Source organism: Mycobacterium sp. 1274756.6, assembly GCF_001668625.1.
GTDB lineage: Bacteria > Actinomycetota > Actinomycetes > Mycobacteriales > Mycobacteriaceae > Mycobacterium.
Genome location: NZ_LZLJ01000067.1, coordinates 1 through 15,602, shown reverse-complemented (window position 1 = coordinate 15,602; position 15,602 = coordinate 1). Strand labels below are relative to the sequence as shown.

General features: G+C 69.2%; 14 protein-coding genes. 8 read left to right on the top strand and 6 right to left on the bottom strand.

Annotated features, from left to right (window positions below):
* Positions 1–70: 70 nt before the first annotated feature.
* From A5643_RS10205 to A5643_RS10190, 4 genes are all read left to right on the top strand, one after another.
* Positions 71–1,282 (top strand): acetyl-CoA C-acetyltransferase, encoded by a 1,212-nt coding sequence (locus A5643_RS10205; protein WP_066854535.1) that lies wholly within the window; start codon positions 71–73, stop codon positions 1,280–1,282.
* 17 nt (positions 1,283–1,299) lie between these two features.
* Entirely contained in the window at positions 1,300–3,432 is a 2,133-nt protein-coding gene (locus A5643_RS10200; protein WP_066854533.1) for a 3-hydroxyacyl-CoA dehydrogenase NAD-binding domain-containing protein, read from the top strand.
* Between the two features lie 598 nt (positions 3,433–4,030).
* Positions 4,031–4,459 carry an MmpS family transport accessory protein gene (locus A5643_RS10195; protein WP_066854531.1) on the top strand — a complete coding sequence of 143 codons (429 nt, stop codon included), beginning with the start codon at positions 4,031–4,033 and terminating at the stop codon, positions 4,457–4,459.
* Entirely contained in the window at positions 4,456–7,350 is a 2,895-nt protein-coding gene (locus A5643_RS10190) for an MMPL/RND family transporter (protein WP_066854529.1), read from the top strand. Before A5643_RS10195 ends, A5643_RS10190 begins: the two co-directional genes overlap by 4 nt.
* A 307-nt stretch (positions 7,351–7,657) precedes the next feature.
* Here the strand turns inward: A5643_RS10190 and A5643_RS10185 are convergent, their stop codons facing one another.
* The 6 genes from A5643_RS10185 to A5643_RS10160 form a co-directional block, all read right to left on the bottom strand.
* Positions 7,658–8,746 carry an NAD(P)-dependent alcohol dehydrogenase gene (locus tag A5643_RS10185; RefSeq protein ID WP_066854527.1) on the bottom strand — a complete coding sequence of 363 codons (1,089 nt, stop codon included), beginning with the start codon at positions 8,744–8,746 and terminating at the stop codon, positions 7,658–7,660.
* Entirely contained in the window at positions 8,743–9,012 is a 270-nt protein-coding gene (locus A5643_RS10180) for a YdeI/OmpD-associated family protein (protein ID WP_066854525.1), read from the bottom strand. Before A5643_RS10180 ends, A5643_RS10185 begins: the two co-directional genes overlap by 4 nt.
* A 33-nt stretch (positions 9,013–9,045) precedes the next feature.
* Positions 9,046–9,378, bottom strand: a complete 333-nt coding sequence (locus A5643_RS10175) for a DUF732 domain-containing protein (protein ID WP_502686232.1) — start codon at positions 9,376–9,378, stop codon at positions 9,046–9,048.
* A 5-nt stretch (positions 9,379–9,383) separates the two neighbouring features.
* Positions 9,384–9,842: a DUF5078 domain-containing protein gene (locus A5643_RS10170; protein ID WP_066854521.1), complete on the bottom strand. Its 459-nt coding sequence runs from the start codon at positions 9,840–9,842 to the stop codon at positions 9,384–9,386.
* A 61-nt stretch (positions 9,843–9,903) separates the two neighbouring features.
* Positions 9,904–11,553, bottom strand: a complete 1,650-nt coding sequence (locus A5643_RS10165; RefSeq protein ID WP_066854519.1) for a DNA repair helicase XPB — start codon at positions 11,551–11,553, stop codon at positions 9,904–9,906.
* 34 nt (positions 11,554–11,587) lie between these two features.
* A complete protein-coding gene (locus tag A5643_RS10160) occupies positions 11,588–13,843 on the bottom strand; it encodes a helicase-associated domain-containing protein (RefSeq protein WP_066854517.1) in 2,256 nt (751 codons plus the stop codon).
* 63 nt (positions 13,844–13,906) lie between these two features.
* Between A5643_RS10160 and A5643_RS10155 the strand changes: the two genes are divergently transcribed.
* The 4 genes from A5643_RS10155 (at position 13,907) to A5643_RS10140 (ending at position 15,508) form a co-directional block, all read left to right on the top strand.
* Positions 13,907–14,095, top strand: coding sequence for a hypothetical protein (locus A5643_RS10155; RefSeq protein WP_066854515.1), 189 nt, complete (start codon positions 13,907–13,909; stop codon positions 14,093–14,095).
* Positions 14,096–14,172: 77 nt separating this feature from the next.
* On the top strand, positions 14,173–14,601 hold the full coding sequence (gene moaC / locus A5643_RS10150; protein WP_066854513.1) for a cyclic pyranopterin monophosphate synthase MoaC: 429 nt from the start codon (positions 14,173–14,175) through the stop codon (positions 14,599–14,601).
* Positions 14,598–15,074 (top strand): MogA/MoaB family molybdenum cofactor biosynthesis protein, encoded by a 477-nt coding sequence (locus tag A5643_RS10145; protein WP_502686231.1) that lies wholly within the window; start codon positions 14,598–14,600, stop codon positions 15,072–15,074. Before moaC ends, A5643_RS10145 begins: the two co-directional genes overlap by 4 nt.
* Positions 15,071–15,508: a molybdenum cofactor biosynthesis protein MoaE gene (locus A5643_RS10140; protein ID WP_066854510.1), complete on the top strand. Its 438-nt coding sequence runs from the start codon at positions 15,071–15,073 to the stop codon at positions 15,506–15,508. The genes A5643_RS10145 and A5643_RS10140 overlap by 4 nt, the downstream gene beginning before the upstream one ends.
* Positions 15,509–15,602 lie beyond the last annotated feature (94 nt).

Sequence of the window (15,602 nt, the reverse complement as noted above, 5' to 3'; positions counted from 1 at the left end):
TAGCCTGGTCGGGCAGGTACTAACCTCCCAAACAGAGCATCCGGCAACACAGGGATTGGAAAAGACAGTCATGTCCGAAGAAGCCTTTATCTACGAGGCCATCCGCACGCCGCGCGGCAAACAGAAGAACGGCTCGCTGACCGAGATCAAACCGCTCAACCTGGTCGTCGGCCTGGTCGACGAGCTGCGGTCGCGCTACCCCGACCTCGACGAGAACCTGATCAGCGACGTCATCCTCGGCGTGGTCTCCCCGGTCGGTGACCAGGGCGGGGACATCGCCCGCACCGCGGTGCTGGCCGCCGGGCTGCCCGAGACCACCGGCGGGGTGCAGCTCAACCGGTTCTGCGCCTCCGGCCTGGAGGCCGTCAACACCGCCGCGCAGAAGGTGCGCTCCGGCTGGGACGACCTAGTGCTCGCCGGCGGTGTGGAGTCGATGAGCCGGGTGCCGATGGGCTCCGACGGCGGCGCCTGGGCCACCGACCCGGAAACCAACTACCAGGTGGGCTTCGTGCCGCAGGGCATCGGCGCCGACCTCATCGCCACCATCGAGGGCTTCTCCCGCGACGACGTCGACGCCTTCGCGTTGCGCAGCCAGGAGAAGGCGGCCGCGGCTTGGTCCGGCGGCTACTTCGCCAAGTCGGTGGTGCCGGTGCGCGACCAGAACGGCCTGGTGGTCCTCGACCACGACGAGCACATGCGCCCCGACACCACCCTGGAGGGCCTGGGCAAGCTGCGCACCGCCTTCGACGGCATCGGCGAGATGGGCGGCTTCGACGCGGTGGCGCTGCAGAAGTACCACCAGGTGGAGAAGATCAACCACGTCCACACCGGCGGGAACAGCTCGGGCATCGTCGACGGCGCCGCGCTGGTGCTCGTCGGCAGCGAGAAGGCCGGCACCTCCCAGGGGCTGACCCCGCGGGCGCGCATCGTCGCCACCGCCACCAGCGGCGCCGACCCGGTCATCATGCTGACCGGCCCCACCCCGGCCACCCGCAAGGTGCTGGACCGGGCCGGGCTGACTGTCGATGACATCGACCTGTTCGAGCTCAACGAGGCCTTCGCGTCGGTGGTGCTGAAGTTCCAGAAGGACCTGAACATCCCCGACGAGAAGCTCAACGTCAACGGTGGCGCCATCGCGATGGGCCACCCGCTCGGAGCGACCGGCGCCATGATCACCGGCACCATGGTCGACGAGCTGGAGCGCCGGGGTGCCCGCCGTGCGCTGATCACACTGTGCGTCGGCGGTGGCATGGGCGTGGCCACCATCATCGAGCGAGTCTGAGAGGGATTCGAACAACCATGGCAGAAAACACCATTCAGTGGGACAAGGATGCCGACGGCATCGTCACCCTGACGTTGGACGACCCCACCGGCTCGGCCAACGTGATGAACGAGCACTACACCGAGTCGATGGACAAGGCCGTGGAACGCCTTGTCGCCGAAAAGGACTCGATCACCGGTGTGGTCATCACCAGCGCGAAGAAGACCTTCTTCGCCGGCGGTGACCTCAAGGCGATGATCCAGGTCGGCCCGGAGAACGCCCAGCAGGCCTTCGACCAGGTCGAGCACATCAAGAAGGCGCTGCGCACCCTGGAAACCCTGGGCAAGCCCGTCGTCGCCGCCATCAACGGCGCGGCACTCGGCGGTGGCCTGGAGATCGCGCTGGCCTGTCACCACCGCATCGCCGCCGACGTCAAGGGCAGCCAGCTCGGCCTGCCCGAGGTGACGCTGGGCCTGCTGCCCGGCGGTGGCGGGGTGGCCCGCACCGTGCGGATGTTCGGCATCCAGAAGGCGTTCATGGAGGTGCTCAGCCAGGGCACCCGGTTCAAGCCGGCCAAGGCCAAGGAGGTCGGGCTGGTCGACGAACTGGTCGACACCGTCGAGGAGCTGGTGCCGGCGGCCAAGGCCTGGATCAAGGCCAACCCCGAAGGCGGCGTGCAACCGTGGGATCAGAAGGGCTACAAGATGCCCGGCGGCACCCCGAGCTCGCCCGGGCTGGCCTCGATCCTGCCGTCGTTCCCGGCGCTGCTGAAAAAGCAGCTCAAGGGTGCGCCGATGCCCGCGCCGCGGGCCATCCTCGACGCCGCCGTCGAGGGCGCGCAGGTCGACTTCGACACCGCCAGCCGCATCGAGAGCCGGTACTTCACCTCGCTGGTCACCGGCCAGGTCGCCAAGAACATGATCCAGGCGTTCTTCTTCGACCTGCAGCACATCAACTCCGGTGGCAGCCGCCCCGACGGCATCGGGCAGACCCCGATCAAGAAGGTCGGGGTGCTCGGCGCCGGGATGATGGGTGCGGGCATCGCCTACGTGTCGGCCAAGGCCGGCTACGACGTTGTCCTCAAGGACGTCTCGCTGGAGGCGGCCCAGAAGGGCAAGGGCTACTCGGAGAAGCTCGAGGAGAAGGCACTTTCCCGTGGCCGCACCACCGAGGAGAAGTCCAAGGCGCTGCTGGACAAGATCACCCCGACCGCCGACGCCGCGGACTTCGCCGGGGTGGACTTCGTCATCGAGGCCGTCTTCGAAAGCCAGGACCTCAAGCACCAGGTGTTCCAGGAGATCGAGGACGTCGTCGAGCCCAACGCGGTGCTCGGGTCCAACACCTCCACGCTGCCGATCACCGGTCTGGCGACCGGGGTGAAGCGGCAGGAGGACTTCATCGGGATCCACTTCTTCTCCCCGGTCGACAAGATGCCGCTGGTGGAGATCATCAAGGGGGAGAAGACCTCCGATGAGACCCTGGCGCGGGTGTTCGACTACGTGCTGGCGATCCGCAAGACGCCGATCGTGGTCAACGACAGCCGCGGCTTCTACACCTCCCGGGTGATCGGCACCTTCATCAACGAGGCGTTGGCGATGCTCGGTGAGGGCGCGGAGCCGGCCAGCATCGAGCAGGCCGGCAGCCAGGCCGGTTACCCGGCGCCGCCGCTGCAGCTCTCCGACGAGCTCAACCTGGAGTTGATGCACAAGATCGCCGAGGCGACCCGCAAGGGCATCGAGGAGGCCGGCGGCACCTACGAGAAGCAGATGAACGAGATCGTCGTCGAGAAGATGATCGAGATCGGGCGTCCGTCGCGGCTCAAGGGTGCGGGCTTCTACGAGTACGTCGACGGCAAGCGCACCGGGCTGTGGCCGGGGCTGCGCGAGGTGTTCAAGTCCGGCACCGCGGAGATCCCGCTGCAGGACATGATCGACCGGATGCTGTTCGCCGAGGCGCTCGAGACCCAGAAGTGCCTCGACGAGGGTGTGCTGACCTCGACCGCCGACGCCAACATCGGCGCGATCATGGGCATCGGGTTCCCGCCGTGGACCGGTGGCACCCACCAGTACATCGTCGGCTACCCGGGCGGTCAGGCCGGGTTCGTCGCGCGGGCCAAGGAGTTGGCCGCCAAGTACGGCGACCGGTTCACCCCGCCGGAGTCGCTGCTGTAAGTGCTGTGCGTCTGGAGCCCCCCGAGTCTTTGGCTCGGGGGGTTCTGGCGTTTGTGGGGGTGTGGGGCTATCGCCCAGGTTGCCCACGCCCCTTGGCGCCCAACGTGAAGTTAACTTCACGCTCGCGCGCGAACGTGAACATGGCTTCACGTTGGGCGGTGGGGGTTTGGTGGGCCCCGCGGCCCCGCGGCCCCGTGGCCCGCCCACGCCCGAACGTGAACCTGTGCTCACGCTCGAGCGCGAACGTGAACACACCTTCACGTTGGGCGGCGGCGGGAGGACGCGCGCTGGGAGCGCGCGGCCAGGACAGCTCGCAGCGACGAACTGTGGTCCAATCGGTAGCCCGCCGCCCGGTGTGGCGTGCATCACAAATGGCGCCGCGGGGGTGATCGCGCAGCCCTATTGGCCTGCGGTTATGCTCGGGCCACGCGGCATAACCCCCGCGCTCCAGCACGCGCCAGGCGGGTATCGCCACGACAGTTAAATAAGCTAATCTAACTCTCGCGTTGTGCCATAACCGCGGTGATGGCGCACCGCGGCCGACCTGCCGGCGGCCGGCCACCACCATGCCACCAGCGACTCAGGACGGGGTAGTCAATTGAGTGTGCTCAAACGCACTTGGATGCCGCTGGTCATCGCGATCGTCGTTCTCGTCACCGGCTTCACCGTGCACCGCATCCGGGGCTTCTTCGGTGTCGAAGGTACCGGCGGGATCTCCAGCCCGGTGTTCGAGGACACCCAGCCGTTCAACCCCAAGGTGGTCACCTACGAGATCTTCGGCCCGCCCGGCGCCGTCGTCGACATCAACTACCTCGACCTCGACGCCCAGCCACAGCGCGAGAACGGCGCGGTGCTGCCGTGGTCGCTGACCCTGGAGTCGACCAACCCCGCGGTCAGCCCCAACATCGTCGCGCAGGGTGAGCCTGACAACCTCGGCTGCCGCATCATCGTCGACGACGAGGTCAAGGACGAGAACGTCTCCACCGGGATCCACGCCCAAACCTTCTGTCTGGTGAAATCCGCATGAGCAACAAGCATTCGGCGGCTGTCGAGGAGAAGCACACCGCCAAACGCGACTTCATCCCGCTGTGGATCCGGCGACTCGCGGTGCCGATCCTGCTGGCCTGGGTGGCCGGCATCGTCGTGCTCAACGTCATCGTGCCGCAGCTGGAAGTCGTCGGCGAGATGCGCACGGTGTCGATGACGCCGGACAACGCGCCGTCGATGATCGCGATGAAGCGCGTCGGTGAGGTCTTCGACGAATTCAAGTCCAACAGCTCGGCGATGATCGTGCTCGAGGCCGACCGCCCGCTCGGCGATCAGGACCACGAGTTCTACGACCGGATGGTCGCCAACCTGCGGGAGGACACCGAGCACGTCGAACACGTCCAGGACTTCTGGGGCGACCCGCTGACCGCGGCCGGCTCGCAGAGCTCGGACAACATGGCCGCCTACGTCCAGGTGTACCTGGCCGGTAACCAGGGCGAGAGCCTGGCCAACGAGTCGGTGCGCGCCACCCAGAAGATCGTCGCCGACACCCCCGACCGGCCGGAGGGATTGGCGGTCTACGTCACCGGCCCCGCGGCGCTCTCCGCCGACCAGCACATCGCCGGTGACCGCAGCATGCAGATGATCACCGGGGTCACCTTCCTGGTGATCACGGTCATGCTGCTGCTGGTCTACCGCTCCATCATCACCACGGTGATCGTGCTGGCCACGGTGGCGTTGACGCTGTCCTCGGCGCGCGGGGTGGTGGCCTTCCTCGGCTATCACGAGGTCATCGGGCTGTCGACGTTCGCCACCAACCTGTTGGTGACATTGGCGATCGCCGCCTCAACCGACTACGCGATCTTCTTGATCGGGCGATATCAGGAGGCCAGAACCCGGGGCATGGACCGGGTCGCGGCCTTCTACGACATGTACCACGGCAGCGGCCACGTCATCCTGGGCTCCGGATTGACGATCGCCGGCGCCACCTTCTGCCTGCACTTCACCAACCTGCCGTACTTCCGGTCGCTGGGCATCCCGCTGGCGATCGGCATGGTCACGGTGGTGGCCGCGGCGCTGACGATGGGTGCTGCGGTGGTGGCGATCGCCAGCCGGTTCGGGCTGCTGGAACCCAAACGGGCGATGCGCGTGCGCGGTTGGCGCAAGATCGGCGCGGCGATCACCCGCTGGCCGGGGCCGATCCTGGTGGCCACCGTGGGGCTGTCGATGATCGGGCTGCTCACCCTGCCCGGCTACCGCACCAGCTACAACGACCGCCAGTACCTGCCCGACGACCTGCCGGCCAACGTCGGCTACGCGGCCGCGGACCGCCACTTCCCGCAGGCGCGGATGAACCCCGAGTTGCTGCTGATCGAGACCGACCACGACATGCGCAACCCGTCGGACTTCCTGGTCATCAACAAGATCGCCAAGGCCATCTTCCAGGTGGAGGGCATCGGGCGGGTGCAGTCGATCACCCGGCCGCTGGGTACCCCGATCGAGCACACCTCGATCCCGTTCCAGATCTCCATGAACGGCGTCACTCAGCAGATGAACCAGACCTATCAGCAAGACATGATGAACGACATGCTGAAGCAGGCCGACGACATCCAAACCACCATCGACACGATGGAGGAGATGCATTCGATCACCACCGACATCGCGGCAACCACCCACAGCATGGTCACCAAGATGCACTCGATGGTCCACGACATCGAGGGCATGCGCGACGCGTTGGCGGACTTCGACGATTTCTTCCGGCCGATCCGCAACTACTTGTACTGGGAGCCGCACTGTTTCGACATCCCGGTGTGCTGGTCGCTGCGGTCGATCTTCGACGCGCTCGACGGTGTCGACGTGATGACTGAGGACTTCAGCAACATCCTGCCCGACATGGACCGGCTCGATGAGTTGATGCCGCAGATGGTCGCGCTGATGCCGCGGATGATCTCGACGATGAAGAACATGAAGACCTACATGCTGACCATGTACCAGACCCAGAAGGGTCTGCAGGATCAGATGAACGCGATGCAGGAGAACTCGACCGCCATGGGTAAGGCGTTCGACGAGTCGAAGAACGACGACTCGTTCTACCTGCCGCCGGAGGCCTTCGACAACCCCGACTTCAAACGCGGGATGAAGATGTTCCTCTCGCCCGACGGGCACGCGGTGCGGTTCATCATCTCCCACGAGGGCGACCCGATGTCCCCCGAGGGCATCAAGCACATCGAGCCGATCAAAACCGCCGCCAAAGAGGCGATCAAGGGCACCCCGCTGGAGGGCTCGACGATCTATCTGGCCGGCACCGCGGCCACGTTCAAGGACATGTCCTACGGCAGCGCGATCGACCTGATGATCGCCGGGTTGGCTTCGCTGGCACTGATTTTCATCATCATGCTGATCATCACTCGGGCGATCGTCGCCGCGGCGGTGATCGTCGGCACGGTCGCGGTGTCCCTGGGCGCGTCGTTCGGGATCTCGGTGCTGTTCTGGCAGCACATCCTGGGCATCGACCTGCACTGGATGGTGCTGGCGATGTCGGTGATCATCCTGTTGGCTGTCGGTGCTGACTACAACCTGTTGCTGGTGGCGCGCTTCCGGGAAGAGGTCTACGCCGGGATGAAGACCGGCATCATCCGCGCCATGGGTGGGACCGGATCGGTCGTCACCGCAGCGGGATTGGTGTTCGCCTTCACGATGATGTCGATGGCGGTATCGGAGCTGGTCGTCATCGGTCAGGTGGGGACGACGATCGGTCTGGGCCTGCTCTTCGACACCCTGGTGGTGCGCTCGTTCATGACCCCGTCGATCGCGGTGCTCCTCGGCCGCTGGTTCTGGTGGCCCCAGAAGCCCTGGGAGTTTACGCCGCCCCCCTCGCCGGTCCCGGCTGAGGAGGAAGAGACCGAGCAGCTGACCACGGAGCGGGTGTAGCGCGGTCGTGGCCTCGGCCGGGGTAGCCCGGTGGTGGCCGTAGCGGGGTAGCCCCGGCAGGTCTCGTCCACCGCGCTGCGCCCCGTCGGGCGTGCGCTGGCGCACGGTCGCTTCGCCGAACGTGCACTCACGTCGCTCGACGCGCCGAACGTGCACTGGCGCACAGTTTTTCGCGAATTTTTCGCAGTGAGTGCACGCTGGGCGCCGGGGGAGGGGAGGGCGGCTCGGGGAGCGGTGCAGGAGGGGCGCTTCGGGCGCACGAGACCCCGGGCGCATGAGACCCCGAGGGAGCGACGCGCGGGAGCCCTCACTCGCCCGGGATCAACACCGGCTTGACGATCTCCCCGGCCAGAGCGCGCTGCTCGGCGGTGTTGATCTGCGACAGCGGCAGGGTGGAGACCAGCCGGTCGAACGGCAACCGCCCCGCCTGCCACAGCGCGATCAGGCGCGGGATGAACGTCTGCGGATCGACGCTGCCCTCCAGGATCCCGGTGAGGGTCTTGCCCGCGGCCAGCGCCGTCGGCGCCAACACCAGATCGCCCTGCTGCACCCCGACCAACCCCAGCACACCGCGGGCGGGCAGGGCGTCGACGACGGCGGTGATGACCGGCGGAAGCCCGGTGGTGTCCAGCCCGTAACGCACCCCGAGCGCGGCGATCTGCGCGGTGAGGTCACCGGCGGCGCCGTCGATGGTGTGGGTGGCCCCGAGTTCGCTTGCCAGCGCAAGACGTTGCGGGTTGATGTCGACGGCGACGATCGGCCCGGCGCCGACGGCGTTGGCGGCCATCACCGCCGAGAGCCCGACCGCGCCCGTCCCGGTGATCACCACGCCGTCGCCGGGGCGGATGTCGAGGGCCTCGAGGATGGCGCCGGCACCGGTCTGCACGCCGCAGGCCAGCGGCGCCAGCATCGACAGCGGCAGGCTCGGGTCGACGACGACGGCGTTCTTGGCGTCGACGAGCGCGTGGGTGGCGAACGAGGACTGGCCGAACCATCGCCCGGCCACCGGTTTTCCGTCCCCGTCGCGATGGCTCACCGTCCCGTCCATCGCGGGCCCGCCGAGGTTGCGCGGGAAGAAGGTGTCGCAGTACGCCGGGTGCGCGCCACGGCAATTCGCGCACGCTCCGCACGAGTCGAAACTCAGCACGACGTGGTCGCCGGGCGCGACGGCCGTGACAGCCGACCCGACAGTCTGGACGACACCCGCGCCCTCGTGGCCGAGCACGATCGGCGGCGCGCCGAACCCGACCTGTGCGCGAGGCAGCACATCGGTGTGGCAGTGCCCGACGGCGGCCACCTCGACCAGGATCTGGTGCGGGGCCGGATCGGCGAGGTCGAGGTCCTCGATGGAGAACGGCCCCTGCGGGTCGCGGAGCACAGCCGCCTGGATTCTCATGGCTTACCGGTGCGCTCCCGATGCTTGCAGCCCGGCCAGCAGCACGGCCGGCGCTTACCCTCGGCGAGCTCCTCACCGGTGCGGCGGATGCGGCGCTGACGGGTCGCGGGCTGTTTGGCGTCCTCCACCCAGCAGATGAACTCGTTGCGGGCCAGCGGCGTGATGTCACACCACGCGGCCAGCACCGACGGCTCGGCGGCGAGGGCGTCGCGCAGGTCGTCGGGCAGATCGTGTACGACTCCGCCGGGAACGGTGCTGCTGCCCATGGGAAGGAAACTAGCAGCCGAAGAGCGCTGGGGTCAGCGTTGTGCCGCGGCCTGCTCGATGACGTAGCTCAGGTCGGGGCAGTAGGTGGTGATCGACAGTCCCAGGAACTGCCACTTCTGCGCCTCGGTGCTGTGCCGGTCGAGGTTCTTGCTCAGAAACGAGATCGAGTCCGCGGCGTTGGCGTCCAGGTGGGTGCCCAGCCGGTGGCAGGTGATCTTGGCCAGGTAGGCGTTCTTGTCCTTGGGCGCGTAGATGCCGTAGGTCTGCAGCTGCCGGTTGAACTGGCTGTCGACGTCGTCGGCGTGCGCCGGGACGGCCAGGGTGAGCGGCAGCGCCGCCAGCGCCGCGAAAACCGTTGCGCGCACGACCCTCATCGGATCCACACCGAGGGGTCGTCGGGGGGGTAGTTCATGCAGTTCTCGGTCTCCTTGGCGGCCACACCCTTGTTGTTGAAGAAGATCTTGGCGTGGTTGGGCCAGTCGAACACCAGGGTGTCGTGGTAGATGTTCGTCGCCATCTCCTCGGAGTAGGCGCGGCGCTCGGCCGGGCTGATCGAGAAGAACCAGTGGAACTTGTCGCGGGTCCGCCGCTGCACGTCGGGCGACTTGTTGTTGTAGTCGGCCATGTACCGGTCGTAGTAGATCGGCGTGTAATCGCGCGCCGCGGCCAGGATCTGCTCCGCGGTGCACTCGGTGGCGATGATCCGGCGCGGGATCGGGTAGTCCTCGGTCGAATCGGCTGCCGCGACCCCGCTGAAAAGAGGCGCGGCGATGCCCAGTGCCAGGGCGGCACCGGCTGCGCGCAGCACGCGCTTGGTCGTCGTCGTCATGGGGAAAATGTTAGCTGATCTCACCTGTGCGTGTCTCCCCCGGACCAGCGGAAAATTCCTGTTAGATCGCCGGGCCCAACAGATCGTCGGCGTCCTTGATCACATAGCCGTAGCCCTGTTCGGCGAGGAACCGCTGCCGGTGGGCGGCGTAGTCGGCGTCCAGGCTGTCGCGGGAAACCACCGAGTAGAACATCGCACCACCGCCGTCGGCCTTGGGCCGCAGCAACCGGCCCAGCCGCTGCGCCTCCTCCTGACGCGACCCGAACGTGCCCGACACCTGCACCGCCACCGCCGCCTCGGGCAGGTCGATGGAGAAGTTGGCGACCTTGGAGACCACCAGCGTGGTGATCTCCCCGCGGCGGAACGCGTCGAACAACGCCTCCCGCTCGGCGGTCTTGGTCGAGCCCTGGATGATCGGGGCGTCCAACTGCTCACCCAGTTCCTCCAGCTGGTCGAGGTAGGCCCCGATCACCAGCGTCTGCTCGTCGGGGTGGGCGGCCAGGATCGACTTCACCACCGCCACCTTGGAGTGCGCGGTGGAGCACAGCTTGTAGCGCTCCTCGGGTTCGGCGGTGGCGTAGAGCATCCGCTCGTTGTCGGTCATGGTGACCCGCACCTCGATGCACTCCGCCGGTGCGATCCAACCCTGCGCCTCGATGTCCTTCCACGGCGCGTCGTAGCGCTTGGGCCCGATCAGGGAGAACACGTCACCCTCGCGGCCGTCCTCGCGGATCAGCGTCGCGGTCAGGCCGAGCCGGCGCCGCGACTGCAGATCCGCGGTCATCCGGAACACCGGGGCGGGCAGCAGGTGCACCTCGTCGTAGATGATCAGCCCCCAGTCGCGGCTGTCGAAGAGCTCCAGATGGCGGTACTCGCCCTTGGTGCGCCGGGTGATCACCTGGTAGGTGGCGATGGTCACCGGGCGGATCTCCTTGCGCTCCCCGGAGTACTCGCCGATCTCGTTCTCGGTCAGCGAGGTGCGGGCGAGCAGCTCGCGGCGCCACTGCCGGCCCGCGACGGTGTTGGTGACCAGGATCAACGTGGTGGCCCCGGCCTTGGCCATCGCCGCCGCCCCGACCAGCGTCTTGCCCGCCCCGCACGGCAGCACCACCACGCCCGAACCGCCCGCCCAGAACGAGTCGGTGGCCATCTCCTGGTAGTCGCGCAGCTGCCAGCCGTCCTGCGCCAACGCGATCGGGTGGGCCTCCCCGTCGACGTAGCCGGCCAGGTCCTCGGCCGGCCAGCCGATCTTGAGCAGCAGCTGTTTGATGCGGCCGCGCTCGCTGGGGTGCACCGCCACGGTGTCGTCGTCGATGCGGTCGCCGAGCATCGGGGCGATCTTCTTGTGCCGCAGCACCTCCTCGAGCACCGCCCGGTCCAGGCTGACCAACGTCAACCCGTGGGCGGGGTGCTTGACCAGCTGCAGCCGGCCGTAGCGGGCCATGGTGTCGACGATGTCGACCAGCAGCGGCTGCGGCACCGGGTAGCGCGAGTAGCTGACCAGCGCGTCGACCACCTGTTCGGCGTCATGACCCGCGGCGCGGGCGTTCCACAGCGCCAGCGGGGTGATCCGGTAGGTGTGCACGTGCTCGGGGGCGCGTTCCAGCTCGGCGAACGGGGCGATCGCGGCGCGGGCGTCGCCGGCCAGCTCGTGGTCGACCTCGAGCAGCACGGTCTTGTCCGACTGGACGATCAGCGGTCCTTGGGTCATCGGTCCCGCTCCCTTCGCAACGTCACCCGGCCCATTATCCGGACGATGCCGACACCACCGAGGTGATGCGATGCACAGCGAACTCGCGGACCCGGGTGGTGGCGGAGTCGAACGCCACCAGCTGCCCGCCGGCCACGCTGATCGGGGAGACCACCCGCTGGGTGGCGACCCCGGCGGGGTCGACGTAGCCGAGCACGACGTCGGTGTGCGACAGCGCGGCCTGCTTGAGCAGCATCAGCACGGTGCCGGGCTGCTGACGCAGGTTGTCGAACGGCCCGGTGGTGACCTTGCGCAGCACCCCGACGATCGCGCCCAGGGTCTCGGCGCTGGGCGGCGGCGGGGGCCGGTAGGAGCGCCGGCGCGGGGTTCCGGGCACCCGGGCACCGCGCGGGCGCAGGTCCACCACGGCGCCGGTGGCGTCCTCGGCGGCGGGGGCGAACCCGGCGTCGCGCAGCGCGGCGAGCACCTCGGCGATCGGCGCCTGCGCGACGGCCACCGTCGGGGCCAGGGCGCGCAAAGCGAGGCGCTCGGCGTCGGGGATGGCCACCGCCTGGGCCAGCAGCGCGGCGTCGTCGCAGCGCACGAACGCCGACGCCACCCCGATGCGCAGCTGGCCGTGGCGGCGGGCCACGTCGTCGATGAGATAGGTCAGCCCCTGCGGGACCGGCGTCTTGGAGTGCTTCTCGAAGAACGACTGCAGCCCCGCACCGGTGCGGCCGGTGTCCAGCGCGTGGCGCAGGGAGGCCTTGCTGATCCGGTAGACCATCGCCGCCCCGGCCGATTCGACGGTGGCCACGATGTCCAACTCCTCGGCGAGCTCACGCTGCAGCGGTCCGGGCACCACCACGGTCAGATCGGCCTGCACCAGGAAGTGATCGATCGGGGCGGGCAGCGCCCGGTCCATCGCGGCGACCACCGCAGCATCCTCTGGGTCCGCGGCGGCCAGCAGCGCCCGGCCGGGGGCGCTCAGCGCGCCGCGGCCGACCAGCCCGAGTGCGTGCGCCTCCTCCAGCAGGTCGGCGACCGGCTCGGGCTGCAGCCGACGCGCCCAGCGGGGCCGGCGCCACACCAGCGCCGCCGAGGCCGAGGCCACGTCCACCCCGGACCCGGCGGGCAGTTCGGCCAGCAACTCCAGCAGCAGCCGGCGATCCAGCGGCGCCGCGGTGGAGTACAGCGCATCCGCCAGCGCGCCGCAGGTCTTGCCGTCGGGCCCGCGGGTGCCGATCAGGCTCGGCCGGGCCGGCAGCTCCAGCCAGGTACGCGCCAGCAGCTGCCAGCGCTGCGCGGTGGTCAGGTCGGCGAAACGGTCCGCGCCGATGGTCGGCGCCCAGAACGGGCCGTCGCCGTCGTCGGGTTCGGGGTCGGGGATGCCGCTGGCGATCAGCCCGGCCGCGGCGGTCAGGCTCAAGATCAGGCTCAGCCGGGTCTCGCCGATCCCGGTGGCCTTGGCCAGCCGGCGCACCTCGCGCACCCCGAGCCCGCCGGTGCGCAGCTCCGCGGCGGGCACCGCGCCGAGCTGGTCGAGGACGACGTCGACCTCGCGCAGCAGGTCGATGACCGCGCCGGCCGCGGCGGCGTCGACGTCGCGGTGGGTCGCCGCCACCGGGTCGGGGGCGATCAGCTGTTCGGGGCCGGGCTCCTCACCGCGCAGCACCTGCCCCACCCGGCGCGGCAGGATCACCGTCTCGTCGTCGAGCTGGCGCAGCAGCCCGGCGGCCAGCAGCCGCGGGATCGGCCGATCCGGCGGGGCGCCGGGCGCGGCGTCGCGGGTGCGGCCCAGCGGGGAGCCGGAGACCAGCCGTTCGAGGACCTCGCGCTGCTCGTCATCGAGGTCCTCGATCGCGGCGGTGAGTTCGGCCTTGTCGCGGTCGTCTTCTTCCACGGTCACCTGGCCGGGATGCCAGGGCAGCCCGGCGCCGGCTTCGGGGGCGACCTGCACCGCCGTCTCGCCCCAGGCCAGCGCGCGGTCGGCGAGGTCGGCCAGGGCCTGTTCGACGGCCTCGCGCGGGGCCCGTTTGCCCAGCAGGGCGGTCAGTTTCGCCACCGGCACCGCGGTGGTGTCGGCGTGCAGCACCAGCAGCGCGTCGAGCACCGCCAGGTGCAGAAAGTCCAGGTCGTCGCAGGCGGCGTTGATCGACTGGCGGGCCTGGGCGCGCGCGGCCAGCGCCGCGATGCTGCCCGGCGGCGGCTGCGCCAGATCGGGGCGCAACTGCAGCAGTCGGATCAGCCGATCGTCGGAAAGATCGGCCAGCCAGGACCCCAACGCGATGTTCGGGGTGTTCTCGGTCATCGCCGACCAGCGTAAAACAGACGCCCGGCAACATCGCCGGGCCTGACCTGTCAGAATGGGGCCGTGGCTGAGACTGTGGAGAAAACCAGGTACGTGGACAACGGGTGGCCGGACGTCGGCCCCGACGAGCACGCGGTGAGCGAGCTGGCAACCGACCGGGCGGGCGCGCTCTCCCCGTTCGGCGAGGTGGAGTTTCCGCTGCCCACCGATGACATCCCCTACGTGCACCCGGTCACGGTCGTCAACAAGTAGGAGTGGATCGCGTGGCTGAGGGGTCCGAACCGACACCGAGCCCGCTCTCCCACCTCGACGAGCACGGCGCCGCCCATATGGTCGACGTCACTGAGAAGTCGAGTACCCGGCGCAGCGCGGTGGCCGCCGGGGTGTTCCGGACGTCGGCGCAGGTGGTGCAGTTGATCTCGTCCGGCGGGCTGCCCAAGGGCGACGCGCTGGCCACCGCGCGCCTGGCCGGCATCATGGCCGCCAAACGCACCAGCGAACTGATCCCGCTCTGCCACCAGTTGGCGCTCAGCGGCGTCGACGTCCAGTTCGGCATCGGCGCGACCGACATCGAGATCACCGCGACCGTGCGCAGCACCGACCGCACCGGCGTGGAGATGGAAGCGCTGACCGCGGTCAGCGTCGCCGGGCTCACCCTTTATGACATGGTCAAGGCGGTGGACCGCGCCGCCACCCTCGACGACGTGCGGGTGCTGCGCAAAGAAGGCGGCCGCCACGGAACATGGGAGCGTTCATGAGCAACCGGACTGCCCACATCATCGTCGCCTCGACCCGCGCGTCCGACGGCACCTACGAGGACCGGTCGGGCCCGATCATCGCCGACTGGCTCGCCGAGCGCGGCTTCACCGCGCCGGAGCCGCAGGTGGTGCCCGACGGGGACGCGGTCGGGCAGGCGCTGCGCGACGCGATCGGCGCCGACGTCATCATCACCACCGGCGGCACCGGCATCTCCCCGACCGACGACACCCCGGCCCAGACCCTGGCCGTGCTGGACTACGAGGTCGTCGGGCTGGCCGACGCCATCCGGCGCGCCGGGCTGCCGAAAGTGCCCACCGCGGTGCTGTCCCGCGGGGTGTGCGGGGTCGCCGGGAGCACCCTGATCGTCAACCTGCCCGGCTCGACCGGTGGGGTGCGCGACGGCCTCGGGGTGCTCGCCGACGTGCTCGACCACGCCCTGGACCAGCTCGCCGGCAAGGACCACCGGCGATGACCACGATCGCCGCGGAGGTGCTGCGCGCGCAGCTCGACACCGAGCCGATCGTGCTCGCCGAGCACGAGGACTTGGTGATGCACCGCGCCGCGGGCGCGGTCGTCGGGTTCGTCGGTGCGGTGCGCAACCATGACGGCGGCCGCGAGGTGCTGCACCTGGAGTACTCGGCGCACCCGTCGGCGCAGGAGGTGCTCGCCGAGGCGGTCGCGGAGGTCGCGGCGCAAGCCCGGGGCGTGCGGGCGGTCGCGGCCAGCCACCGCATCGGCACGCTGCACATCGGGGACGCCGCCCTGGTGGCGGCGGTGGCCGCCGATCACCGGCGGGAGGCGTTCGCGACCTGCGCGCTGCTGGTGGACACCATCAAAGAGCGGCTACCGGTGTGGAAGCACCAGTTCTTCGCCGACGGCACCGACGAGTGGGTGGGCTCGGCCTAGCGGCCTGGGCTGGACGGCTCACGCCCTGAGATACGAGGAGGGCGGGCCCGGCCGAAGCCGAACCCGCCCTCCTCGAAACGGTGCTACGCCGGCT

Excerpts from the sequence above, each read along its gene's own strand:
- A5643_RS10205 (WP_066854535.1), top strand. The coding sequence starts at position 71 with ATGTCCGAAGAAGCCTTTATCTACGAGGCCATCCGCACGCCGCGCGGC.
- A5643_RS10200 (WP_066854533.1), top strand. The coding sequence starts at position 1,300 with ATGGCAGAAAACACCATTCAGTGGGACAAGGATGCCGACGGCATCGTC.
- A5643_RS10190 (WP_066854529.1), top strand. The coding sequence starts at position 4,456 with ATGAGCAACAAGCATTCGGCGGCTGTCGAGGAGAAGCACACCGCCAAA.
- A5643_RS10185 (WP_066854527.1), bottom strand. The coding sequence starts at position 8,746 with ATGAGAATCCAGGCGGCTGTGCTCCGCGACCCGCAGGGGCCGTTCTCC.
- A5643_RS10180 (WP_066854525.1), bottom strand. The coding sequence starts at position 9,012 with ATGGGCAGCAGCACCGTTCCCGGCGGAGTCGTACACGATCTGCCCGAC.
- A5643_RS10170 (WP_066854521.1), bottom strand. The coding sequence starts at position 9,842 with ATGACGACGACGACCAAGCGCGTGCTGCGCGCAGCCGGTGCCGCCCTG.
- A5643_RS10165 (WP_066854519.1), bottom strand. The coding sequence starts at position 11,553 with ATGACCCAAGGACCGCTGATCGTCCAGTCGGACAAGACCGTGCTGCTC.
- A5643_RS10160 (WP_066854517.1), bottom strand. The coding sequence starts at position 13,843 with ATGACCGAGAACACCCCGAACATCGCGTTGGGGTCCTGGCTGGCCGAT.
- moaC (WP_066854513.1), top strand. The coding sequence starts at position 14,173 with ATGGTCGACGTCACTGAGAAGTCGAGTACCCGGCGCAGCGCGGTGGCC.
- A5643_RS10145 (WP_502686231.1), top strand. The coding sequence starts at position 14,598 with ATGAGCAACCGGACTGCCCACATCATCGTCGCCTCGACCCGCGCGTCC.
- A5643_RS10140 (WP_066854510.1), top strand. The coding sequence starts at position 15,071 with ATGACCACGATCGCCGCGGAGGTGCTGCGCGCGCAGCTCGACACCGAG.